The following is a 23,209-nucleotide window of genomic DNA, read 5'->3' as shown; positions in this document are numbered from 1 at the left end:
AACCGATGAACAAAGGAATAAAACATGACCAAGACAATTCTGAGCGCAAGCGCCGCGCTGATCGCTGGCGTGCTGAGCCTGACAGCCGTCCAAGCCGATGTTACCGACCGCACTATCATCCTCACGACCGGTGGTGCCTTCCCACCGTCCAACATGACGCGCCCTAACGGCGATCTCTATGGCTTCGAAATCGACCTCGCGAATGAGATCGCCGAGCGGCAGGGTCTGGAAATCGAGTTTATCTCACAGGCGTGGGACGGCATGATCCAGGGTCTGATCGACGGTAAATACGACGCCGTGATCAACAGCATCAGCATCACGCCCGTCCGCCAGGACGTGGTTGACTTCTCGCTGCCCTACACGCTGGGCGGCTCGACCTTTGTGGTGATGAACCGGGCAGGGATTGAACTGCCGATGGACGGCGCCACCGCCGACCTGGGTGAACCGGACAGCATCGTCCCTGCCATCGACGCTGTGGCCGACGTGCTGCATGGCAAGACAATCGGTGTGCAACAGGCGACGATCCAGTCCGCCTTCCTTGAGGAATACCTGAAGGACAAGGGCGTGAATGTCCGCACTTATCCCAACGGCCCGGACGTTTATCAGGATCTGATGATCGGGCGCATCGACGCGGGCATCGCATCACTTACCAACGTCTCGGCCTTCTTGGAACAAAACGCCGACCGCGCCATGGCCACCGGCCCGACCTTCATCGGCGGCTTAATGGGCGCTGGTGCGGGCATCGCGGTGCAGAAGGGCGATGACGCGTTGCGTGAAGCTTTCAACGCCGGACTTGAGAGCGTCGTCGCGGATGGTACACTTGCAGAACTGTCAACGAAGTGGTTCGGGCTTGTCGTGACCCCGGAACAATACTGATACTCTCATGACATCTGAACTTTATCTTTTGGGCTTCGGCCCAGAGGGTTGGGGACCGGCGCTTGTGCGCGCCGGTTTCATGACCCTCGCCGTCTCGCTTTCGGCGTTCCTGCTGGGCACGGTCCTTGGTACGCTGACGGTCTGGGCGAGGGTCTCCGGCAATATGTTGGCGCGCCGCATCGCCGATGTCTACGTTGTTGTCCTGCGGGGGGTGCCCGATCTTCTGGTGATTTTCCTGTTCTACTTCGGCGGGCGACAGGTCGTCACCTACGTGGGCACGGCGCTGGGGCTCGAAGGCCCCTTTGACATCAGCGGCTTCGTCGCCGGTATGCTGGCCATCGGCATGATCTCGGGGGCCGGACAGTCCGAGGTTCTGCGCGGGGCTTATCAGGCGGTGCCGAAGGGCACGCTAGAGGCCGGGCGTGTCGTCGGCATGACGCGATGGCAGCTTCTTCGGCGCGTGACCGCGCCTCAGGCCTTGGTCACTGCGATACCGGGCATGGGCAATCAGTGGCAGTCCGTGGTCAAGGAAAGCGCGCTGGTTTCGGTTACCGGACTGGTGGAGATCATGCGTCAGGTTTCGATCGCTGCAGGCACCACCTATGAGCATTTGCTGTTCTTCTCTGCGGCGGCCGTCCTCTATCTGGTAATTACCACGCTTTCCGACCAGTTTTTTCGCCTGCTTGAGCGACGCACCATGGCCGGCTACTCGGAAGGGGAACGATGATGGATACCATTTTTCTTGCCAGCATTTTCCCCAAGCTTCTGTCTGGCCTGCCGCTGACGCTCAACCTGACTTTTTTCTCTTTGCTGGGCGGGGCTGGCCTTGCGCTGCTGCTCAATCTCGCACGCACCACACGCCCCGGCACTGCGCTCGCGAGCAGTTATGTCTTCGTCTTCCGCGGCACGCCGCTGCTGGTACAAATTTTCATGATCTACTTTGGTCTGGGTCAGATCGAGTTCATCCGGTCAAGCTTTCTTTGGCCGTTCCTGCGCGAACCCTACTGGTGCGGGTTGCTGGCACTCATCCTGAATGACGCGGCCTATACCTCCGAGATCCTGCGCGGTGGTCTGCGCGCGGTGCCTGTCGGCGCCCGCGAGGCGGCGCGCGTCTGCGGTATGTCGCGTTTGCAGGTGTTGCGCCGGGTGACACTGCCCATCGCGGTGCGTCAGGCATTGCCAGCTTATTCCAACGAGGTGATCTCGATGCTGAAATCCACCGCGCTGGTCAGCATGATCAGCCTGATGGATGTGACCGGCATCGCCCGGGAAGCCGTCGCCGAAACCTGGCGCGCGGTCGAGATATTCCTTTGCGCCGGGCTGATCTATCTGGTGCTCTCGCTGATCGTGACGCGGTTGACCGACCGGATCGAACGCACCCTCTCTCCCTGGCAATTCGGAGCAAGACAATGACAAGCACCCATCCCGCAGTCTCAGTCAAGGGTTTGCACAAGAGCTTTGGACAGAACAAGGTCCTTCGCGGCATCGATCTTCAGGCCAGCGATGGCGATGTTCTTTCGCTGATCGGTGCCAGCGGTTCGGGAAAAAGCACCCTGCTGCGCTGCATCCCCATGCTCGAGACGCCCGACAGCGGTTCGGTATCGGTAGGCGATGCGCATATCACGGTCCAAGGAGGCAGGCTGAACCGTGCCCAGGAACGCACTGCCCGCACCATTCGCCGCAACCTTGGCTTCGTATTCCAGAACTTCAACCTCTGGCCCCACCGCACGGTGCTTCAGAACGTCACCGAGGCGCCGCTGATCGTCCAGCGCCGCAGCAAGGCGGAATGCCGAGACGAGGCCTTGGCGCTGCTGGAAAAGGTAGGATTGGCGGACAAGGCGGATGCCTGGCCAAACCAGCTGTCGGGTGGACAGCAACAGCGCGTCGCCATCGCGCGCGGCCTGGCGCAGAAGCCCCGCGCGCTTCTCTTTGATGAACCGACATCAGCCCTTGACCCGGAACTGGTCGGCGAGGTGTTGAAGGTGATGCGCCACCTTGCCGAAGAAGGCCGGACGATGGTCATCGTCACGCATGAGATGGGCTTTGCCCGCGAAGTTTCGAGTCGTACTGTCTTCCTGCACCAGGGTGTCGTGGAAGAGGACGGGACGCCCGAACAGGTCTTCGGCAACACCCGCTCTGACCGCTGCCGGGCCTTTCTCAGCGGCTATTTCGATCGTGCATGATCAGCAATGCGTGATCATGTATAGATACCCCCCGTTCGCGCAAGACGGTCGTTCGCGCAAGCCGGTTTTTGCACAGCATTGACGTGTGATCGGGTGCGGTCATGTATCAGGCCTGTTGTCCGGCAACTACTTTGCGTGGCTTGCGCAAGAACATGGCATGAAGCCAGGTTCCCGGGAACGTCCCTTTCCTTGTTGCCCGGCGGATGACCGACATCGCACCGATGGCAAGCAGGCGCCGGATATCACGCTGCCCCTTCTCCGAGGTTCGCCCCAGCATCTGTTTGCCACCGGTTGAATGTTGCCAAGGCACCAATCCGAGCAAGGCTGCGAAATCCCGACTGCGCTTGAATACTGACAGCGTGGGAGCAAAGGCTTCGATTGCCATTGCGGTGATCGGCGTCAAACCTAGCATCGTCATCACCCGTGATGAGGCATCAGATCCCACGGCCGAACCAGTATCTCATGGACCGCGAAGCAAAGGCGATTGCCGGTTTCGCAGTGAATTCCGCAGAATTCACGACCCGCGCCCCGCGCAGACTTGGGAAATCATCAGTCGTAGTGCTGTGTTCACATTCCGGGACAACACCCGAAACGGTGCTGGCCGCCCAAACCGCACGCGCGGCGGGCGCATTGACCATCGCACTGACGCATGTGCCTGACAGCCCCCTCGATGTGGCGTCAGAGCACGTCATCTACTACGATCATGATCCAATGACCATGTCACCACAGCATTCAGCGGCTGTGGTGTTCCGCCTAAGCTTCGGAATTCTCGCGACGCGAGAGGGGAATGCAACAGCTATAGAATTTGATCGCGCGCTGTCCGAGATTGGCGTTATTGTTGCAGAAGTGACCGCCGGGCATCGGGAAAAGGCCGTTGCGTTCGCCGCGGCCCACAAACGTGAACCTGTGATCTATACAATGGCGTCAGGCACGTCCTACGGGGTTGCCTATTCCTATGCGATCTGCATTTTTCAGGAAATGCTCTGGATTCATTCTGCGGCAATCAATTCAGGCGAATACTTCCATGGCCCGTTTGAAATCACAGATTTCGATACACCGTTCCTGATCCTTCTGGGCTTGGGGAATAGTCGGACAATGGATGAACGCGCGGTTGCGTTTGCGCGTAAATTCAGCCAGCGCACCACAATCCTGATGCACAGGAATTCGGGTTGAACAGGTTCAACGCAAGAATCGCGGATTACCTCGCCCCACTCGTGTTCACACCTTTGCTTCGCATGTATGCCGAACGATTGGCCGACGCAAAGGACACCCCCTGACAACCCGCAGATATATGTGGAAAATGGCGTATTAAGGCGACACTGGCTCGCAGGATGGTTGTCCTGTGCAGCACCAAGATGTTCGGGGTCGGCAGCAAGGATGCGCAGGGTCCCGGCGGCTGGGGGGGGGGGCATCCCCGACAGCACCGGGGCCTGATCACCTGTATCCGCCACATGACGCAGCTTTTTGCAAATGGGCAAAATCGTTCACTCGGTTTTGAACCGGACACTCAGCTCTCGTAGAGTTCCAGAGGCAGTCCGTCGGGATCGGCAAAGAACGTGAACCTCCGGCCAGTCGTCTCATCCAGCCTGACGGGCTCCACGGCGATGCCCTGCTCCTCCAGCCAGTGCTTTGCGGAAGACACATCAGCCACCGAAAAGGCCAGATGCCGCAAGCCTTGCGCTTCGGGTCGCGAAGGCCGCGCCGGCGCGCCGGGAAAAGAGAACAGCTCAATCTGGCCGCCGCCGGGCAGGCCCAGATCGACCTTCCAGCTTTGCCGCGCCGCACGGTAGCTCTCGGCCAGCACCGGCAAACCCAGAAGATCAACGTAAAACGCCCGGCTGCGCGCGATGTCGCTGCAAATGATCGCGACGTGATGAAATCCTGTCAACATAGTCTTCCGCCTCATGACGCTATCCCAAAGAGATTCTCTCATACATGACAGGAGAGCATCGTAAAATATGGGGCAGCAATACTGAATGTCTTGATCACAGAGGGAGCGCGGCTTCAACTCCAACTTCATCGGTCATTGCCTAAGGGCACGTTACGCGTCTGAGTTTTTCTAGGTTCTGATACGGCGTCACTCAAACATAAGCCAGCTATGCACCTCGATTGTTGCGAGACTTCCTCAATGCCCAATGCTGCAGCGCCGGCCGAAAAAGTTGGACACCAGTAACGCCAACGATTGCCGAAAACATGACGGCGCCAATGGGGCGGTTGACAAAGGTTAAGCTTCCTCTTGTCAGGACGTCGATGGTGTGCAGAAGCACACGAATATTCCATGCTTGCAGCAAACATCCAAAAGCTCAGCGTCGACAACGCAGCCCCGATGGTTTCACTTAACTTGATTGCTGTTCGTGTTTTACTGCGTCCGTTTACTCATCCTGCCGCATGCGGGCGAGATGCTTCAGCGTGGCAAAGGTCGCGCGCCGGACCTTCCGCAATGGTGCGAGAAATCCCACATGTGGCGATAGATGATCAGCGCGGGCCGACCAAACGTGATACCCGCCCCAATGATCTTTCCATTGCTCCCAGCCATTTTAGCGCGCAGCGCGGCAGCAAGCTGGGCCTCAGTATCGGCCAGAATGGGTCGCGTGCGGTAGGCCAGCGTCAAATGCAGCGGACCGCGCAGGCCGGGGTCACTGTGATGCAAAGCACGCGCCATCCGCTCGCGCAACCGATACAGACGCGTGGAACGCCCGCTCCCTGCGGGGTTCAAGACCAGCCGGATATCCCCCGCCCCCGTCAACTCCACCCCGCTCACGACCAGCCGCAATTCGGACGGCAGCGCAACGGGTTGCAATCGATCCTGCATGCTCCGGGCCAAATACGACAGGGACGCGCCGCGCGCCAAGCCGCGCGGCCACGCATCATGACGACGCCGCAGATTTACCCCTCGCATTACTGTCATGTGCCAGCACGATGGCGGCAGAAAGCTGAAGGCGGCCGCACAGGGGAGACCTCGCAGCATCGCGCACAACCGGTTCAGCGCAGCAATGATCGTAGGATCGCGGCGCAGTGGCGCGCTGATGGTAATGCCGGGATAGGGGCGGGGCATCCCGTCTGGGCGAAACTTGGCGGCGCTGACAGGATCGACGAGGCGCATCATTCGGGCTGAACCATCACTGCAATCAGATCATGATCTGAAATCGCCTGTCCGTCCGCGTCTGTGGCAGCCAGTGTAGTTGCTTCGGTGCCGTACAACCCGCGCCCCAGAAACCAGTCATACCGCGCGGTGTTCTGTTGCCGGGCGTTGGTTACGCGACTGATGCGGCTGGTCGGTCCCAACGCGTTCAATCCGTTCCAGTGGTAACCCGCGCGCTGTGCTGTTGCAAACAGCGGGTCGGTCAGGGTGTCGCGCGCCGCGTTGCCGGCGCCCGCGTTCAGATCCCCCCCAATCAGCACCGGATCGCCCGCCGCGAAGCGGTCCAGATGCTCCAGCAGGTAGGCCAGTTGCGCAGCACGCCCCGCGCCGTCGGTATCACTTTCCAGATGAACCGCGCACACGACCAGCGCGCCTGCCCCTCGCCCAAACCGCGCAGCCAACGCGACACGCCCGCCCAGTCGCCGCTGCCCGCGCCGCGGTGCAATGAACCAGTCCGCCCGATCCGGCAAGCGGATCAGTGCAACCGCGCGCGGCGCAAAACGCGCAGTAATCGCGTTACAGTGCCAACCGTGATCGTTTTCGGCGGCGTTCGGAAGTTCCAGAAATTCGGGCGTATAAAGCGCACCATGACCCTGCGCCGCCGCCAGCTCGGCCACCGTATCGCGCTGCCCCGTACGGCCCATGCCAATGTCCAGTTCCGTCAGTAAGGCTATGTCAAGCGCCGCTGTGCGCAGTAGCGCTGCGCTGTCGCGCGCGAAATGGCATTGCTGCGCGTTCCACGCCCCCACACGAAGAGGCTGCTGGGGCGTATCGTGCGGCGCGGAAGTGTCGGGAAACGGGTGCAGCCCGATCTGGCGTAGCGCGGGCACGCGGTCCTCGGCCACGCAGCGCAGCCGTGCGGTGGGGGCGGCCGTTTCGGCCAGACGCGCACGGCAATCACGCGACACAGGTGTTAACGCGGGGACTGGAATTTGAGCGAGTGATAGCTGTGGTTCTGCCCCCCGCGATTCGGACGATTGCGGGCGCGGCGTTTTGCGCAAAGGGTACCACTGCGTCATCGCCGCACCGTTGAGGCCAGCGCGGCCAATACTATCACCCCAACCATGCCCAGAACGATCGGGCTGTACAGAAAGACCAGATGATCGCCCTGCGCAAGCTTCACCGCCAGCCGATAGTTGTCTTCCAGCATCGGACCTAGAATCAGCCCCAGAACCAGCGGCGCAATAGGGTAGTCCGCGCGACGCAACGCGTAGCCCACGACCCCAAGCACCAACGCTACTGCCATGTTGTACCCCGCCTTGATCGGGGCCTGCCCGTCCACCGCAAAAGTGCCAACACATGAGAGAACCAAAACACAGGGGATCAGGAACGACAACGGGACCCGCAGCAGCAGCGGAAACAGCCTCACGCCCAGTAACTGAAATACAAACATCGCCATCAGCGCCGCACCCATGCCAAGAAAAATCGCATAGACCAGCGGCATATCATTGGCAAACAACGCCGCACCGGGCACCACCCCCTGGATCATCAGCGCGCCCAACAGTACAGCCGTCACCGCGTCGCCCGGAATACCCAGCGACAGAACCGGGATCAATGCGCCGCCAGTGACGGCATTGTTCGCGGCCTCGGGCGCGATGACACCCTCAACCCGCCCCTCACCCACTGCAGGTTCGCCATCAACGGGGCCGGTGGTCTTGCGCGCCCGTTCATGCGCCAGAAACACCGCTACACTGGCGCCCGCCCCCGGTATCGCCCCGATCAATGTGCCGATGCCGGTGGATTCCAGAAATACCCGCCACATGCGGCGCAGCCGTGACCATGACGGAAAGACATTGCCGATCCGCGGGATAGGCCCTGCACTGGACGTATTGCGTAAACGGTCCAGATCCAGCAACGCCTGCGAAATACCGAACAGGCCGATAAGTGCAGGGATAAGTTCGATCCCGTTGTGAAACGGCGTGCGGGCCAATGTGTCGGCAAAGGGCAGACGCGCCGCATTGGTGAACGGGTCCGAGCCCAGCAGCGACAGGCACACCCCCAGCGCGCCCATTGCGATGCCGCGCAGCAGGTTGCCTTCGGACATGGCAGCGATGATCAGCAGACCAAGCGCCGCAATGGCAAATTTCTCGGTCGGGCCAAAGGCCAGCGTCGCCGCAGCAAGATAGGGCGCGAACAAGATAAGGACGATCAAACTTAACAGCCCGCCCACCAGCGACGCGACCGCCGCCGACCCCAGCGCCAGCCCCGCCTGTCCGGCGCGGGTCATGGCATGGCCGTCTCGCACAGTGGCCAGCGCGTTGGGATTCCCCGGAATGCCCAACAAAATTGCTGGGATCGACGCGCCCGCCACCGCGCCGGTATAGACCGACAGCAGCATTGCCATGCCTGTGGCCGTTGGCAGGTAAAAGCTGACCGGCAGCATCAGCGCCACGCCCATCGTGGCCGTCAGCCCCGGCAGCGCACCCAGCACAATGCCAAGGATACTGCCAAGGGCGATCCAGAACAGGGTTTCAAACGTAGCAATCATCGCCACGCCAGCCAGAAGATTATCCATCGCGTGCGTGCCTCACCAGTTCAGAATGCCTGGGGGCAACTGGATCAGGAACAGTTGCCGGAACAAAAGATAAATTGCGAAGGTGGTGCCGATGGCCACCTGAACCGCCGCCACATATTGCAGATGCCGCCAGCGTCGGCAGACCCAAATCATCATTCCCATCGCCATCACTACAGCTACGGTTGCCAATCCTGCCTGCACTGCCGGTTCGCGCAGTATGGGCAGGTCATGGGTCCGCGCCAGGGCAAAACAGCTGCGGATCACCCAGCGTACAGCAGTGAACATCGCAACCGATCCCACCGCGACTGCCGCCATGGCACACACAAAAGGCCACAGCCGAAAAGGCTGGCCCATGTGACGCTGATTCAGCGCAATTAACCCGAACAGCACGAACGCCGTACTAAGCACAAAGCCCAGCGGGCGAAACGCGATCAGATAGACAATCAGGGCGACCACATGCGCCAACACCGGACCAGTTTGAACCGGCGCTGGCATCAATGGCCAGCGACGCAGCAGGTCGCCCAGCAAAGCCGCAGCAAGCACAATCCCCGCGGCGACCGGCAAGAACCGGCTGCCTGGATCATAGCCGAAACGGTCACCTATCATCCCTTCGGACGGCAGGGACCAAGCATAGCCTAGCCAGACCAGCGCAAAGCCGATCAGGCCCAGCGGGACCCAAAGGGCAAGATTATGACGCATCGCATACTCCCTGCAGCGGGTGCCGGGGGGCAAGCCCACCGGCACTGCGCCTTGTCGTTTCAGGCGGAGCCATCAGCGGCCCACAGTCATTCCGCGTACAGGCCCGAAGCGCGCACAATCGGTTCGTATCCGGTCACCAGATCATCGAAATATGCCTGTGCATCACCCAGCGTAGAAAAGGTAGAAATGATGCCCTGATCGGCCATGAAGGCCTGATAGGTGGCAGAGTCGTAGGCGGCGGCAAAGGCTGTGGCAATAGCCTCGCGCGCGACATCGGGCGTGCCTTGACGCACCGCGATTGACCGGAACGATCCGCCGGGAACCTCGAGCGCGTCAAATCCGGCCTCAACCAGGTTTGGTACATCGGCCAGGTCATCAAGCTGACTGCGTTCTTCGGTCAGGATGACCAGTGGGCGGAAGTCGTCGGCATTGGTCAGAATTTCGGATTGCGAGAAGATCCCTGCATCGCAGCGCCCGCCCAGCACATCCGTGCGCAGGTTCTGGCCGCCGTCAAAGGGCGTCACATTAAAGATTCCATCAAACGCAAGGTCGATGGCGATCGAGGCAACGCCTGTCGCGCCGCCCATGCCCGCATTACCCAGACAAATCGTGCCGGGTGCGGCTTGTGCGGCATCGATCAGATCTGCCATCGTCTCGATCTCGCTGTCGGCCAACACAGCCACAATGAACGGGTCCCAGTTCAACGCGACGATCTGATCCAGTTCGTGATACCCATCGGTCAGGCCCTGCATGGTGGCCGCAATTGTGTGCGTCCCCGATACCAGCACGGTATATCCGTCGGCGGGCATGTTCAGCAGTTCATTCGTGCCCGCAGCACTACCCGCACCGCCGATGTTGCTGATCTGGATGCGCACGGCCAAGTGGTTGCGCAGTTCTTCGATCAGGGGGCGCACAGCGGAATCCGTGCCGCCGCCTGCCGCATAGGGTACGACAACGGTCATGACCAGCTCTTCATTGGGCCATTCCTGCGCCTGTGCGGGTAGACTTGCGGCGGCAAGCATCAAGGTCGGCGCGAGGGTGTAAAGATATTTCATCTTGGTCTCCTTGGACTGGGTGAATGACCTTGAACTAACGGCGCTGTTTGACACAAAAATGACAATCTCATAAATAAATTGCAAAAGTCAATTTAATATCTACTTAGTGTTTTTTTGCCCGTCCAAAGACGGCCATGCCACACCGACCAATCTGAATGGCGACGGGCCGTGCGCTACTCCGGCCCTGACACAGTGCCAAACCGGGGTGCAAAGCCATGATAAAGCGGCAGAAAAGCTGCGCCCATGGCCGCAGCCAACGGGCCCAGTTCCGACACACGAATGCGGTGGTCGCGGCGGTCCATTTGCGCGGTGGCCACTTCGGCAAACAACAGTTGCGCCAAAATCGCCGGGATCTGCCCACCCAGCACAAGTTCGTCTGGTGCGACGATCAGATCTATCATGTTCATCGCATGAGCCAACTGCCGCCCGGCACGGCGCAACCAATCACGCAGCGCGATGGGTGGGTCTGCGCACAGATCGGCCAGCGCGCGGGTGGATGTAACCGGATGCCCTGCCGCCGCCAGCGTATTGCAGAGATCCAAAACCGAGGGGCGGGGCGTACCGCGCGGGTACATCCGACCGATCTCCCCAGCATTCCCCACCCGGCCCCGGTACAGCCGCCCCCCCACGATGAACCCTGCGCTAAAGCCATATCCGACATTGATCAGGCCCAGCGTTCCTGCCTGCCGGTCCGGCCTACGATAGAATTCTGCTAAAGCTGCAGCAGTACTGTTATTCTCGATCCAAGTGGGCAGTCCGAAATGGTCCGACAGTCCCGACAAATCCAGCCCCGACAGCGCTGACAGGGCGGCAAAGGTTTCCACCTGCGGCGGGCTCGCGCGGTGGAAATATCCAGGAAGCGCCACCCCAAGACCCAGGGGGCGTCGCGTTCCCTGTGGCGCTGATGCTACCAGCTCATCAATCAGCCGCGAGCATTCAGCCAAAATCACCTCGGCATCGCCATCGGGAAGGGGAACGACCCGTTCAGCGATGCAGGTGCCCGCAAAATCGATACCCACCACCTCTATCTCGTGCAGTGAAAATGACAGCCCCACGGACCACGCCGCGTTAGGGTTCAGGGACAACGGTAGGGGCGGCTGGCCGCGCCCGGCTCGAATGCGCTTGCCCTCATGTACCAGACCAGCGTTGATCAGGTCACGCATCAACCGGCTGAGCGCGCCGGGGTTGATCCCGGTCAATCCTGCGATTTCACTGCGAGCCACTGCGCCGCCATCGCGGATACATTCCAGAATCATACGCTGGGTCGAATTGGGAAGAAACTGCATACAGGCTCCGATTGTCACGTAGCGGTTCCCCAACAATGTAGGAGGGCCCGCCCGATTGTCGTTACAAGAACCGGCGCAGCCCGCCAAGGTCAGGACGCCACGAAACCACACCGAGTTTGGCGGAGACCATCAACTAAAGTAAGGTTGATGATAATGATAAAAGGCAAAATGGCAAATCGCCGCTCACCAGTGATCCGCGCGCATGCGATGCCGATGGTATTCGAGCATCAAGACTCTTAAGAAACGCAGGTGACTCCCCTGGTATTTCGTTACGAACACGGGCACTCGACGCTGCAAGGAACGTCATAAAACGCCCCGCCAACCAAGGAACACCCTGCCTGAGATCAGGATAAACGCTGGATTTGAGCTGTTGATAAACCCTATAGGGATGACCCTCAGCCAACTACAAACCTGCCCCCTAAGACCAAACGGGACAATCGCATCCGAGAAGGACACCCCCGCCGTGACAATCATGAATGCCCTTATCGATGATCTAACCGCCCCCCACCCTAGCGCCGCAAACGGGGCCGTATGGGAGGTGATTTCCGACCGCGTGATGGGCGGTATGTCGCAAGGCACGATGACTCGCGAGGAGGTGCGCGGCCGCCCTGCCCTGCGGATGCAAGGCAACGTGAGCCTTGAGAATAATGGTGGGTTTGTCCAGATCGCCCTCGACCTTGGCCCGCACGGCGGCGCGATCGACGCCAGCCAGTGGTCAGGGTTGGAACTGGACGTCACCGGCAATAGTGAGGCGTATAACCTGCATTTGCGCACAGCCGATATAGTGCGGCCATGGCAATCCTACCGCACCAGTTTCTGCACTGTGCCAGAGTGGCGCACCATCCGCCTGCCCTTCACCGATTTCACCGCACACAGGATCGATGCGCCGCTCGATCTGTCGCGTCTGCGCCGGATCGGCATCGTGGCCATCGGCCGGAGTTTTGCTGCTGACATTGCCATCGGTGGAATACGGTTCTTCGCCTGAGGATGCGGACGATCCTGTCATCGATGGGCTATCGAGTTGTCAATGGACTACCTTGTATCAACATGGCTTCCCCCGAAGTTTTTAGATCATCCTTATCCTCGCACAGGGCGGAGATTGATTTCAAACGAGCACCCTGATCGGTGGGACGACCGCGCTTCTGGACTGCCCTGCCCCGCCCCTGCAATCCGACCAGTGGAATGGCCAATTAACCTTGAAAAAGTGTTCTTCTGGGGTGGTTGCGAGCACAAGGCGTTTCGTGAAATCCATCGGATTTTACGAAAGGACATACGGTTACCGCGCGAGCAGCAGGTACTCTATTCGCACTGGCACCGATCACTCAGTGAGGAACAGATTATAGAAGTTGGTGGGGCAGCATACCTGCCGGAATGACTGGCCCGCCGACCGTGCGCGGCAAAGACGCGGCTGTGCGCCGCGCCGCCCGGAGCGAAAATTCGGCCCCGATCATCGCCGCGCTCAAGCCCTGGTTAGAAGCCCCGCAACCACGCATCCTACAAAACTCTCAGCGCACAGAAGATATCCGCGACACTGTCGCGCACTGGCCCCGCCAGATCAGGTGCTCCCCGTAGGGACATCCTGCCGTTCCGCTTGCTCGTCGTATCGCAGATGGCGCCCAAACCCAATGTCTGCCGTCCTGGCGCGGTATTCAGGCATTTGATCTGCCGAAACACGGATACCGGCGCGCGAAAGCCGAGTTTGGCAGGCACTGGCATGGCGGATTTCAGAATCACAACGGCGAAAAGGGCCCCAGACATGGTGGATCTGATCAGTAGTGCGCGCCTCTGGCTTGTCTTTTCAAGTATACTGGCGGTGTTGGGCGCGGCAGCGGGACTCGGTCCATTTCTTGCGATCTGGTGGCTTGCAGGCGAGGCACTTGCCGCACCGGCATCTGCCGCGCAGGTCTGGCAAGTCAGCTTGATGGCCACTGCCGCGCTGGTCACGAAATCGCTTTTACTGTCGGCCTCTACGGCGATTTCCCACAAGGCGGCCTTCGCAGTGCTGCTGCGCCTGCGTGGTGAGATGGTGGACCGCATCGGAACCCTTCCACTGGCAGTGTTCGAAAGCCGGGGGACTGCTGATCTGCGCCAGCTTGTGATCGAAGATATCGACCAGATTGAAGATTCCATCGCGCACGCTGTTCCTGATCTGGCACAGGGCCTTGCCCTGCCTTGTCTGACCTTCGCCGCACTCGCGCTGGTTGACTGGAGGCTTGCGCTGGCGGCGGTCGCACTGTTCCCGGCGCTTCTTTGGCTGTATCCGATGACAATTCGCGCGACGCGCGACGATTATGGCCACTGGTATGGCGCATTGTCGAAGCTACGCGAAGCCACCCGTCAGTTGATCAGTGGCATGGCCGTGATACGGGCATTCATCGGTGACGCCCGCAGTTTTACAGCCCTCGCGGATGCGGTAGCTTCGGTGCGTGACACCGGATACCGCGCCGGAACCGCATCCTTGGGCCAGATGAGCCTTCTTTACACAGGGATGCGCGGCAATGTGCTGGTACTGCTTCCCATAGGTGCTGCGCTTTTCCTGAGCGGTGCGGTCACGGCCCATGATCTGATCCTGTTTCTGCTGCTTGGGCTGGGACTGAACGCTTCGGTTCTGCGCCTGATTTTCACGGCTGGAAATTTCACCTGGCGGATGAAGGCCGCAACGGCGCGGATGGCCGAACTCCGGCGCATCCCGCCGCTGCCGTTGCTTTCCCCCGTCGACATACCGGATGGAAACGGGCTGGCGCTGCAGGATGTGTGTCTTTCGCAAGATGATAAAATCATCCTGCACCATGTCACCCTCGCTATCCCGGAAGGGCAGACTCTTGCAATTGTTGGACCTTCTGGGGCGGGCAAGACGACACTTCTGCGGCTGATGATGCGGGCCATGGATCCGGACAACGGCACGGTTACCCTGGGTGGCACAGACCTGCGGCAAATCCCGCCCGAAATGCTGGCAACCCGGTTCGCGGCTGTCCTGCAGCGGGCCTGGCTTATGGATTCAAGCATTCGGGAGAATATTCGCGCCGGTCGCCCTGCTGCCACTGATCCAGAGGTGGAAGAGGCCGCGCGCCGCGCACGTGTCACGGCATTTGCGCAGGGGTTGCCCCGCGGCCTTGATAGCCCGGTCGGCGAAGGAGGGCGTAATCTTTCCGGCGGCGAGCGGCAGCGCGTCGCGATTGCCCGCGCCATTCTGAGCGATGCGCCTGTGGTGCTGCTGGATGAGGCAACCGCCGCGCTGGATCAAGTCAACGAGGCCGAGGTTCTGGCCGCACTCGACACACTGAAACAAGGCCGCACCGTGGTTGTTGTGGCGCACCGGCTTCACACGATCCAACATGCCGACCAGATCGCGGTGATCGATGCGGGCCGGTTGATTGACAGCGGCCATCATGAGGAATTGATCGCGCGCTGCCCGCTTTATGCCCGCCTTTGGGCCAGCTACGAGGCGGTCGCCGGCTGGCACCTGCCGCCTGGCGCATTGCGCCCGGTACCAGACGCACCCCCGGTGCCGACCACCACTATCGCCTGCCTTGACAGGCCCCGCAATCTTTGGCTGCAACTTGCAGGACCGCAGGGGCGGCCTCTTTTGAAGCGCGCACTGCCCCTTTTATTCCTTGAGGGTCTACTGATGGGGGCGCCGGTGCTGGTGGTTTGTGCTTTCCTGCATGTCGTGTTGTCAGGAAACCTGACCCAGTCCGTTGCTTTGCTAATGAGCGCCGCATTGCTGGCTTGCGCATTGGGGCAAATCCTCGTGAACCAGCGGGCGCTGCGGCTGCTGTGGCAGGTGCAGACACAGGCCGTCGCCGATCTGCAATTGCGCCTTTCCGCCCATTTACGGCGCATACCGCTGAGTGTTTTTCAATCGCACGCATCAAACATGATGGAAGAAGTAATCACCCGCCATGCGGCCAGCATCAATTTCGTGATCCCCCCTGTCCAGTTCATGAAGGTGCTGGCCGGGCCGTTACTGGCGTTACTGGTCATTTTCGGGCTGGATTGGCGGATGGCCGCTCTTGCTGTTGCCGGTGTGCCGCCAGTGCTCGGCACGCTTTGGTGGGCAGAACGGGTCAATCTGCAGATATGGGCGCGGATGATGGATGCCAATGCCCGCTTGTCCACCCGGATGACCGAATGGCTGGAGGGTTTACCAACCCTGCGCAGCCTCGGGCTTATGGTCGGCTGGCGTGAGAAGCTGGCCGTCGAACTTGAAACACACCATGATGCCGGTCTGGCGACACTGCATAAGGTGGTTCCGCCGATGGTAGCCGGCTGGCTGGCGGTTGATTTTGGCATGGTATTGATGCTGGCAGGCGGTGGCGCAATGATGGCTGGGGACATGATTACCCCCGAAATCTGGCTTCTTGCGATGGTTGCCGGTTTGGTGTCCCATGCCCCGCTTGGTGATCTGTTCGAACTTTCTGCGCATATGCGGCTGATGAAGCGCAGCATGGAACGGGTGGATGCTGTCCTGTCCCTTCCTGCCCTTCCTGAAAGCGATCAGCCTGAATGCCCTGCTTCACTGGATATTCAACTGGAAAATGTTGGTCTTACGCGTGATGGGCGCGTGATCCTGCAAAACCTGAGCGCCACGTTCGAAGCGGGTAAGATTCACGCCTTGACCGGTCCTTCCGGTACGGGGAAATCCACCACGCTCTCGCTGATTGCGCGATTTCTTGACCCTGATACCGGGCGCATCACCATTGGTGGCGTGGATTTGCGCGACATCGCCCCGGATATGCGTGAACGGCTTTTCGCGGTGATGTTTCAGGATACCTTCCTTTTCGATGACACCATAGCGGCCAATCTGCGCCTCGCGCGCAGCGGGGCCAGCGACGCGGAACTGGTCGCCGCCGCCAAAGCTGCATGTTGCCACGATCTCATCATGGCGCTGCCTGAAGGCTACCAGACCCTTCTTGGCGGTGCGGGGGTGCATTTGTCCGGCGGTGAGCGACAAAGGATCGCACTTGCCCGAACCATCCTGAAGGATGCACCTATCATCTTGCTGGACGAAGCGACCGCATCGGTCGATCCCGAGAATGAGCACGATATCCGCACCGCGATTGCCGCAGTTTGCCGTGGTCGCACCGTCATTGTCATCGCCCACCGCCCTGAAACCCTGCGAAATGTCGATACCACAGTAAGTCTGGAGCGCTTAGTGCTTGATTGATTACAAATCTTGAGTATTTTTGTTGGGTAATTATTTCCACTGATGTCATGGAACCAAGGAATGACCCAGCTTCAACACTTTCCTACCCGTTTGCCGGGAGAGCGTCTGTTTGATGGCGGCGATCTTCGCGACATCGGTGAGAACTTTGGCCAGCAAGTCGAAGGGCGCACCTTGAAGCGCTTCACCCTCGACACACCGTTGTCGCAGGGACGTGTGTTCGCGCACAAGCCTTGGGCAGGTCTTTATTTCGGCGGTTATGACATTGAATACCTTCAAGATAACGAACTGACGGTCAGAGAGCCTCCTGCCCTGTTCTGTGGATTCCTGCTTGCGGGCCAACAATCGGTTACCCGCATCGGTGCCGATACGCGGGTGACAGTGCGTGTGGGCGAGCCCTTGATTCTTGGTTTCAGCGAGAGCGTGGAATGCGTGGCGGAACATCGCGCGGGCCAGCATTGTGCGGGGATCGGCCTGCGGATCGAAGCATCGTTCTTTGAAAGTGACGCGCCCGAAACGCTGAAATCCGCGCTGGAACCGTTCCGCCACAGGTTGCAGCATCCGGCGTTGGTCGAAATATTGCCCGCGTCGCCGCGCCTGACCGCGCTGGCCGATGCTGCCTTGAACAGCGATATGAACGGCCCCGTGAAGGCCCTTTTCCTGGAAGGGTTGCTGATGAGTTTCCTTGCAGAACTATGCCAACTGCTGCACCGGGCCGACAGCGAACCCGCACGGGCCGGGCTTTCGGAACGTGAATGGCGGCGCGTGGTGCTTGTCGCGGATTACCTGCGGGCCACGTTGGACCAGACGCCATCATTGGCACAACTGGCGCGGTTGGCCGGGGTCAATGCGACAACATTGGGGCGACAGTTTCAGGCCCTGTATGGCGCCCCGATCTTTGCCTGGTTCCGCAATCTTCGGCTGGATGAGGCCCGCAGCCTTTTGCGCAGCGGGAATACTTCTGTGACCGAAGTCTGCTTCAGCGTCGGGTTCACCAATCCTGCTGCTTTCTCCACGGCCTATCGGCGTCGGTTTGGCCATCCGCCCAGCCTTGAGGCCGTCCGCGCCACCCGATCGCTTTGAACTGACAAAGCTCAAACTCTTGGGCGCGAAAGCAGCGCGATCCTATTCCCGCCAGAATGCAGGCGTTGGAGTCGCGTGACTGCGCGACCACCCCTTGATTCTCGGAATGGAACGAATGAACCGTTTTGCAATACTTATGTCTTCGGTTGCGCTGATCGCTGTCCCGGCACTAGCCGAAGAGGCAGCGCCGACACTGCTTGGCACCATCTTTTTCACCGCAAACAAACGTGTCGAGGATGCGATGAACCTGCCGCAATCGCTAACCGTCGTGGACGCCGACACATTGTCGCCTGCGGCGCTGGAGCCTGCGGCCGAGCTTGCGCGCCGCACGCCGGGATTCGTCTATTCCGGCTTCGGCCAACCGGGCAGCGAATTCGGCGTGATCCGGGGCGTTGGGCCACTTGGCTATCCGCTTTCGGCTGATGACAGCACCATCGCGTATTCTTTCGCCGGGGTGCCAACCACCAACTTTGGCTTTCCTCCAGCTATGTTTGACATGGCGCGGATCGAAGTGGCGCGCGGCCCCCAGGGCACGATGTTTGGCCGCAATGCGCTGGCGGGCGGAATAGATTTCGTCCCACGCGAAGCGGATGGCGAGGAAGGTGGCAGCCTCCGCGCTGAAATTGGAACCGACGGTCACCGGCTGGCTGAACTCGCCTATGGCGGCTGGATTTTGCCTGACCAATTGGCAGGGCGGGTTGCTTTGCAGTTCCGCGACTTCGGTGGCGATGTGCCCAATACAATCGCGGGCGGCACCGAAGGCGGTCGCCGTCTGAGCGGTGGACGCATCGCACTTAAAGGCTTTACCCAGAACGGCTGGGAGGTTTCGCTGCTGGCGCAGGCTGATGACCAGACCCGGCACAATTCCTATACAATGCTTTACGAGGCAGACCCTTTCCCGCAGAGCGGCGCCGATACTATCCCCCTGAACACGCGCAACAACCGGCAGGCGGTGCTGAAGGTCGAGCGTGAATTCGAAGGCTTTCGGTTCACCGCAATCTCCGGTGTGCAGCACATGAAATTGCATGGGGATATAGATGGATCGGACAGCTTGCTTTTCTCGGCGTTCACTGGTTTGCCGCCTGCCTTCTTCACCGATCCAACCACCGACTACACCCGCACCTGGGAGAATCAGAAAGTGCGGAGCCACGAGCTGCGCTTTTCTTCACTGGAAGGGGCGAGCACCTCTTGGGTTGCAGGGCTGAACTGGCTGCGCACGGAATATGATGGCCTTCGCGTCGCTGAGAATGCACTTAATCTGTACTCAAACGGCACCACCCGTGTGCAGATCGTATCCAAGGCGATATCGGCCTTTGCGGATGCCAGTTTGCCGCTGAATGACAGGCTGCGTCTTACGGGCGGGCTGCGCTATACCCGTGAAACGCAGAATCTGACCTCTGCCTATCTTACCAACGGCTATCCCGGTACTGTGGCTTCATTCGATCAAAAGGCCGGGATTAAGGACAGCCAACTGACAGGTCGCCTGTCGCTGGCCTGGGATTTCTCGGACCAGCTGATGGGCTATGTTGGGGTATCGACCGGCTATGCCGCTGGCGGTTATGAACGGCTGGCTATCGCATCAGCAATCGGTGTTGCGACAGAGCCTTTCCGCCCGGCGAAATCACGCAGCGTTGAGGCGGGGCTGAAATATCAAAGTGCCGACGGATTGCTGCGGGCCAGTGGCAGCCTGTTCCGGAACACAGTCAAAGATGGTCAGCTTTTCACATATGAAGCAGTGCCCGCAGGCTTCCGCTACTTTTTCACCAATCAGGATTACCAAAGCTGGGGCGCGGAACTCGAAGCGGAGTATGTCGCGACTGACGCGCTTATCCTGCGCGGTGGCCTTGGACTGCTCAGCAGCAGGTTGGTGAACGCCCCTGCCGGAAGTGGCAGGAAAATACCGCTGGCCGCATCGGTTACCGCGAACCTTGGACTGGATTACACCATTGCCACGGAACGGGGCGATGTGCATTTCGCGGCTGACTGGTCGCATGTTGGCAGCCGCCCGGCCGATGTCGGCAATACGTGGAACATACCAGCCTACAACATTGTCAATGCGCGGATCACCTGGGATATGGCGCCGGATCGCAAGCTCTATGTCTTCGCTGACAATCTGTTCAACGAACGCCCCGTGCATTTCGGATCGACATATACACCCACGGCGCATTCAGTCTCGGTCGGTCCGGGACGAGTGGTGGGCCTCGGCCTTGCGATGCAGTTCTGATCCATGCGTCGCGCTGCCATACGTCAGTCTTTCGCGGTCGCGTATATCGCCGCCGCTATCGGCATGCCTGCGGCCTTCTTCACGATCGCGCTGCCGACATTCATGCGCGATGGTGGGGCATCATTAATGGAAATCGGGCTGACATGGATCGTCTGGTTACCCTCGGCGCTGAAATGGCTTTGGGCACCGTGGGTCGGCCAGAGAGCGTTTCGGAACCAGCAAAGCCGGACCCGTTGGTTGATGGGCCTCTGCACAACCCTGGCCCTGTGTTTCCTGCCTGTGGTCTGGCTGGTCGAGGGCATGGCCATCGTCCCCCTGCTGGCCTTATCGCTGCTTTCGGCCGCGATTGGCGTCACGATACAAATGGTGATGGCGGGATGGCAGATATCGACCCGGACCGAGGCAGCGCGCGCACGTCTGAACGGCTGGGCAGTCGCGGGCATGGTGGTCGGAGGAGTTGCGGGTGGCGGGCTGATGCCAGTGCTTGCTGTCCATGTCAGCTGGACGGTGGCCGTGCCCCTGCTGTCAGTACTCATTGCGTTTGCAGCCCTACCAGCCCACTGGCTGGAGGGGGACACGGGCACCGCCGCCGAGACGACGACCCTTCAGAGCTTTTCTCAGGTTCTGAAGGCACCCGGGCGCGGGCGTGTATTGATTATTATCCTGCTGCTGGCGGGATCATCAGGTGCGGATATGTCAATTCCGGCCAGGTTGATTGACGCAGGCCTTCCGACGGAAAAGGTGCTGATACTGCTGGGCACCGTCGCAACCCTGCTGGCTGTACCTGCGGGCCTTCTTACGGGGTTTGCGATGGCACGCTGGGGCTGGCCCATGGTGCTTGGCATGCTTCTTCTGGCCAAGGCAGGTGTCTACATGTTGCTGGCCTTCGGGCCTTCCGCCGACGGTATTTTCGGCGTGGCAGACTTCGTTCTGGCCGGTGCGCTGACAGTCGCCACCTGGCAATGCTATATGGCTGCCAGCCGGGATGTAGTGCCAGTGACCCATTACGGTGTTCTTACTTCACTCGATGCGGCCATCCGTTTTTGTGCCGGGATGACAGCAGCTATAGTGGCAACGAGTCTGGGATACCCGGGCATGTTTTGCCTCTTTGCGATCCTGTCAATCCTGGCGGCAGTCGTCGTCGGAATTCCCGTCCTGACCGGACTTCAGGCATCAAGGCTTGCGGCACCTTTCCCGCGCAGATCCAGATGAACCCTGAATTCCACTCAGGATGCGGGAAAAGATTAACACCGAAACAATTGATCAGCGTCTCAGACCGAGACAGCCCAAGACGTTACCGGGAACACCTATCCCTCACGGCAGGTAATCCGGGACCCTATTAGATGGTGATCAGGATGATTTGGCGCGGTGTTCCGCTCGGATTGGTAGGTAAAATCTGTGCGGAAAAGCTCATTTTGAAAGTTGATCAACTATCACTGGCTTGCTGCACTTGGTTATTGAGCAACTTTCAAAACGAGCTTTTTTGAACAGAACGCCCGCAGATTCTTCCGGTTTCGAGCTGGTTTTCTTCTTCTGAATACCCTGAAACCCACCAGTTCCATGCATCCGACATCTCAAAATTAATTTGATATGCAAAACATCTGATCAAGATTGTTTAACGCAAAAATCAACTGTTTAATGCAATGCTTGCATAGTTTAATGTCAATGAATGTGGATAAGCACGTTCACGCTCAGTTAAGCTCTGGCCAGATTTACTTCGCAAAATGAACATTCTTTGACTTTAAATTTCTTCTAATACATACTGAAGTCGCGCAACTCACGCATCGGATATCCTCTTCAAGATCCAGCCTGAAGTAACCGCTGCCCACCGACAGCAACGTGCTGCGGCCCCCACACCGATGACCGTATGGGGTTATCCTGACTTTATGGATCGTCCAATTATTTGTGTGTGCTGAACCCGGAAAACGTGGAATCAATCCGGTTCCGGAGTGGCATGGCATCCCTTCCCTCCAGACAAAACCCACAAACCAAGCCAGAACTCCCAGCGTGCCTCCACGCTTCGGCGCATCCTCACACGATCTGGACAGTTCAGATCACCAGTTTGTAGCGGATTACCCGGAACCCCAAGTTAGGTTAGCGGTGCAGTAACCTCAGCAGCCAAACAGAAGAATGCGGCGCCAGGGTGGCCAGGACGCGCTTGTATGCGTTAGGTTGCAGGTGATCAGCGAAAAAACGGAGTTCTTCCCCATGTTTCGAAGGATACTTGCGACGACCGCAGTGGCCATCTTTCTGACAACGAATTCAGTCGTGGCAGCCCCAGAGGATTACGCAGACTACATCCCTCACAATATCAACGATATGGAGCTCATGGATTGGACGCTGCTCGATGATCAGTTCGTCGCATATTACGGCGAGGCCATCGGTCGTGCGACGCTTAGGATCTTTCCTGCGCCGGAGGCCGATCCCCGCGGCGAACAAGCCGAAAATCCCGAGACCTCCGGGGCGACACCCGCCGCGCAGCGCGCTATGCTGGACCTGCTGTCCGAGAATCTGACCCGGGGGAACCAATGCCTTGGGCGATGGCTACACGACTAACCCGGTTCGCCTGTTCTCCATCAGCATTGGCGGCGGCGATGCCATGGCGGGTGAACTTGCCTGCGGGGTTATCGAACGTTCTCAGGAAAGGGAGGGTGAAGAGGGAGAGGCAGAGACAATCTTGCTGTCGGACAGGGTATGCCTGACGCAGCACGGAGATGACATTGTTGCAGTGTTGATCACCTCGCCCAGTCGACCGGGAACCATGGCGGCGAACATAGACGATGCCCAGATCACATTCTCGGGGCTTCTGATCGGCACGATCGTCCAGGCGATGGCGGATGACGGAGAAGGTTAGCGTTAGCCTAACGTCCGGCGCTTCAGCGGTACGGACAGTCTTCGAGGCGCAAAGCCTCGGCGTGCGCAAAGTAGGATCACGGTGGCGATGAGTATCACCTCCCCAAACCCTGTATATTCCAAGCACGT

At 59.6% G+C, this 23,209-nt stretch carries 19 protein-coding genes and 1 pseudogene; 12 read left to right on the top strand and 8 right to left on the bottom strand.

Features of this window, described 5'->3' with window-relative positions; translation table 11 throughout:
• Positions 1–24: 24 nt before the first annotated feature.
• The 4 genes from P8S53_RS05220 to P8S53_RS05205 are packed head-to-tail and all read left to right on the top strand — an operon-like array spanning position 25 to position 3,059.
• Positions 25–876 (top strand): transporter substrate-binding domain-containing protein, encoded by an 852-nt coding sequence (locus P8S53_RS05220; protein ID WP_277806094.1) that lies wholly within the window; start codon positions 25–27, stop codon positions 874–876.
• A 7-nt stretch (positions 877–883) separates the two neighbouring features.
• Positions 884–1,603, top strand: coding sequence for an ABC transporter permease (locus P8S53_RS05215; RefSeq protein WP_277806093.1), 720 nt, complete (start codon positions 884–886; stop codon positions 1,601–1,603).
• Complete coding sequence (locus tag P8S53_RS05210; protein ID WP_277806092.1) at positions 1,600–2,289, top strand: ABC transporter permease; 690 nt, start codon at positions 1,600–1,602, stop codon at positions 2,287–2,289. The genes P8S53_RS05215 and P8S53_RS05210 overlap by 4 nt, the downstream gene beginning before the upstream one ends.
• Positions 2,286–3,059, top strand: a complete 774-nt coding sequence (locus P8S53_RS05205) for an ABC transporter ATP-binding protein (protein WP_277806091.1) — start codon at positions 2,286–2,288, stop codon at positions 3,057–3,059. The genes P8S53_RS05210 and P8S53_RS05205 overlap by 4 nt, the downstream gene beginning before the upstream one ends.
• Before the next feature lie 121 nt (positions 3,060–3,180).
• Here P8S53_RS05205 and P8S53_RS05200 read toward each other — a convergent pair.
• Positions 3,181–3,489: pseudogene (locus P8S53_RS05200) on the bottom strand (transposase); the annotation flags it as partial.
• 32 nt (positions 3,490–3,521) lie between these two features.
• On the opposite strand from P8S53_RS05200, the gene P8S53_RS05195 reads away from it, so the two are divergent.
• Positions 3,522–4,232, top strand: coding sequence for an SIS domain-containing protein (locus P8S53_RS05195; RefSeq protein WP_277806090.1), 711 nt, complete (start codon positions 3,522–3,524; stop codon positions 4,230–4,232).
• A 334-nt stretch (positions 4,233–4,566) separates the two neighbouring features.
• Here the strand turns inward: P8S53_RS05195 and P8S53_RS05190 are convergent, their stop codons facing one another.
• From P8S53_RS05190 to P8S53_RS05160, 7 genes are all read right to left on the bottom strand, one after another.
• Positions 4,567–4,950, bottom strand: coding sequence for a VOC family protein (locus P8S53_RS05190; RefSeq protein ID WP_277805027.1), 384 nt, complete (start codon positions 4,948–4,950; stop codon positions 4,567–4,569).
• Positions 4,951–5,463: 513 nt separating this feature from the next.
• Complete coding sequence (locus P8S53_RS05185) at positions 5,464–6,162, bottom strand: DUF1868 domain-containing protein (protein ID WP_277806684.1); 699 nt, start codon at positions 6,160–6,162, stop codon at positions 5,464–5,466.
• Entirely contained in the window at positions 6,162–7,109 is a 948-nt protein-coding gene (locus P8S53_RS05180; protein ID WP_277806089.1) for a hypothetical protein, read from the bottom strand. Before P8S53_RS05180 ends, P8S53_RS05185 begins: the two co-directional genes overlap by 1 nt.
• A gap of 107 nt (positions 7,110–7,216) precedes the next feature.
• Complete coding sequence (locus P8S53_RS05175) at positions 7,217–8,716, bottom strand: tripartite tricarboxylate transporter permease (RefSeq protein ID WP_277806088.1); 1,500 nt, start codon at positions 8,714–8,716, stop codon at positions 7,217–7,219.
• Between the two features lie 12 nt (positions 8,717–8,728).
• Positions 8,729–9,415: a tripartite tricarboxylate transporter TctB family protein gene (locus tag P8S53_RS05170; protein WP_277806087.1), complete on the bottom strand. Its 687-nt coding sequence runs from the start codon at positions 9,413–9,415 to the stop codon at positions 8,729–8,731.
• 86 nt (positions 9,416–9,501) lie between these two features.
• Positions 9,502–10,470 (bottom strand): tripartite tricarboxylate transporter substrate binding protein, encoded by a 969-nt coding sequence (locus P8S53_RS05165; RefSeq protein ID WP_277806086.1) that lies wholly within the window; start codon positions 10,468–10,470, stop codon positions 9,502–9,504.
• 173 nt (positions 10,471–10,643) lie between these two features.
• The gene (locus tag P8S53_RS05160; protein ID WP_277806085.1) at positions 10,644–11,756 is read right to left on the bottom strand and encodes an ROK family transcriptional regulator; all 1,113 of its coding nucleotides are present in this window, start codon (positions 11,754–11,756) and stop codon (positions 10,644–10,646) included.
• Positions 11,757–12,228: 472 nt separating this feature from the next.
• On the opposite strand from P8S53_RS05160, the gene P8S53_RS05155 reads away from it, so the two are divergent.
• The 7 genes from P8S53_RS05155 (at position 12,229) to P8S53_RS05125 (ending at position 23,081) form a co-directional block, all read left to right on the top strand.
• Positions 12,229–12,741 (top strand): CIA30 family protein, encoded by a 513-nt coding sequence (locus P8S53_RS05155; RefSeq protein ID WP_277806683.1) that lies wholly within the window; start codon positions 12,229–12,231, stop codon positions 12,739–12,741.
• Between the two features lie 771 nt (positions 12,742–13,512).
• Positions 13,513–16,923: an ABC transporter ATP-binding protein gene (locus tag P8S53_RS05150; protein ID WP_277806084.1), complete on the top strand. Its 3,411-nt coding sequence runs from the start codon at positions 13,513–13,515 to the stop codon at positions 16,921–16,923.
• 60 nt (positions 16,924–16,983) lie between these two features.
• A complete protein-coding gene (locus P8S53_RS05145; protein WP_277806083.1) occupies positions 16,984–18,003 on the top strand; it encodes an AraC family transcriptional regulator in 1,020 nt (339 codons plus the stop codon).
• Positions 18,004–18,118: 115 nt separating this feature from the next.
• Positions 18,119–20,227, top strand: coding sequence for a TonB-dependent receptor (locus P8S53_RS05140; RefSeq protein ID WP_277806082.1), 2,109 nt, complete (start codon positions 18,119–18,121; stop codon positions 20,225–20,227).
• A gap of 3 nt (positions 20,228–20,230) precedes the next feature.
• Positions 20,231–21,439, top strand: coding sequence for an MFS transporter (locus P8S53_RS05135; protein WP_277806081.1), 1,209 nt, complete (start codon positions 20,231–20,233; stop codon positions 21,437–21,439).
• 996 nt (positions 21,440–22,435) lie between these two features.
• Positions 22,436–22,783, top strand: a complete 348-nt coding sequence (locus P8S53_RS05130; RefSeq protein WP_277806080.1) for a hypothetical protein — start codon at positions 22,436–22,438, stop codon at positions 22,781–22,783.
• On the top strand, positions 22,761–23,081 hold the full coding sequence (locus tag P8S53_RS05125) for a hypothetical protein (protein WP_277806079.1): 321 nt from the start codon (positions 22,761–22,763) through the stop codon (positions 23,079–23,081). The genes P8S53_RS05130 and P8S53_RS05125 overlap by 23 nt, the downstream gene beginning before the upstream one ends.
• The last annotated feature ends 128 nt before the right edge of the window (positions 23,082–23,209 follow it).

The organism is Roseinatronobacter sp. S2, assembly GCF_029581395.1.
Classification (GTDB): Bacteria; Pseudomonadota; Alphaproteobacteria; order Rhodobacterales; family Rhodobacteraceae; genus Roseinatronobacter.
Note: the sequence above shows the minus strand (reverse complement) of the source record. Positions and strands in the feature narration are given on the sequence as shown.

Coding starts and splice junctions, on each gene's coding strand:
- P8S53_RS05140 (WP_277806082.1), top strand. CDS start 18,119: ATGAACCGTTTTGCAATACTTATGTCTTCGGTTGCGCTGATCGCTGTC.
- P8S53_RS05220 (WP_277806094.1), top strand. CDS start 25: ATGACCAAGACAATTCTGAGCGCAAGCGCCGCGCTGATCGCTGGCGTG.
- P8S53_RS05215 (WP_277806093.1), top strand. CDS start 884: ATGACATCTGAACTTTATCTTTTGGGCTTCGGCCCAGAGGGTTGGGGA.
- P8S53_RS05185 (WP_277806684.1), bottom strand. CDS start 6,162: ATGCGCCTCGTCGATCCTGTCAGCGCCGCCAAGTTTCGCCCAGACGGG.
- P8S53_RS05165 (WP_277806086.1), bottom strand. CDS start 10,470: ATGAAATATCTTTACACCCTCGCGCCGACCTTGATGCTTGCCGCCGCA.
- P8S53_RS05210 (WP_277806092.1), top strand. CDS start 1,600: ATGATGGATACCATTTTTCTTGCCAGCATTTTCCCCAAGCTTCTGTCT.
- P8S53_RS05155 (WP_277806683.1), top strand. CDS start 12,229: ATGAATGCCCTTATCGATGATCTAACCGCCCCCCACCCTAGCGCCGCA.
- P8S53_RS05190 (WP_277805027.1), bottom strand. CDS start 4,950: ATGTTGACAGGATTTCATCACGTCGCGATCATTTGCAGCGACATCGCG.
- P8S53_RS05205 (WP_277806091.1), top strand. CDS start 2,286: ATGACAAGCACCCATCCCGCAGTCTCAGTCAAGGGTTTGCACAAGAGC.
- P8S53_RS05135 (WP_277806081.1), top strand. CDS start 20,231: ATGCGTCGCGCTGCCATACGTCAGTCTTTCGCGGTCGCGTATATCGCC.
- P8S53_RS05195 (WP_277806090.1), top strand. CDS start 3,522: ATGGACCGCGAAGCAAAGGCGATTGCCGGTTTCGCAGTGAATTCCGCA.
- P8S53_RS05150 (WP_277806084.1), top strand. CDS start 13,513: ATGGTGGATCTGATCAGTAGTGCGCGCCTCTGGCTTGTCTTTTCAAGT.
- P8S53_RS05175 (WP_277806088.1), bottom strand. CDS start 8,716: ATGGATAATCTTCTGGCTGGCGTGGCGATGATTGCTACGTTTGAAACC.
- P8S53_RS05130 (WP_277806080.1), top strand. CDS start 22,436: ATGTTTCGAAGGATACTTGCGACGACCGCAGTGGCCATCTTTCTGACA.
- P8S53_RS05160 (WP_277806085.1), bottom strand. CDS start 11,756: ATGCAGTTTCTTCCCAATTCGACCCAGCGTATGATTCTGGAATGTATC.
- P8S53_RS05170 (WP_277806087.1), bottom strand. CDS start 9,415: ATGCGTCATAATCTTGCCCTTTGGGTCCCGCTGGGCCTGATCGGCTTT.
- P8S53_RS05145 (WP_277806083.1), top strand. CDS start 16,984: ATGACCCAGCTTCAACACTTTCCTACCCGTTTGCCGGGAGAGCGTCTG.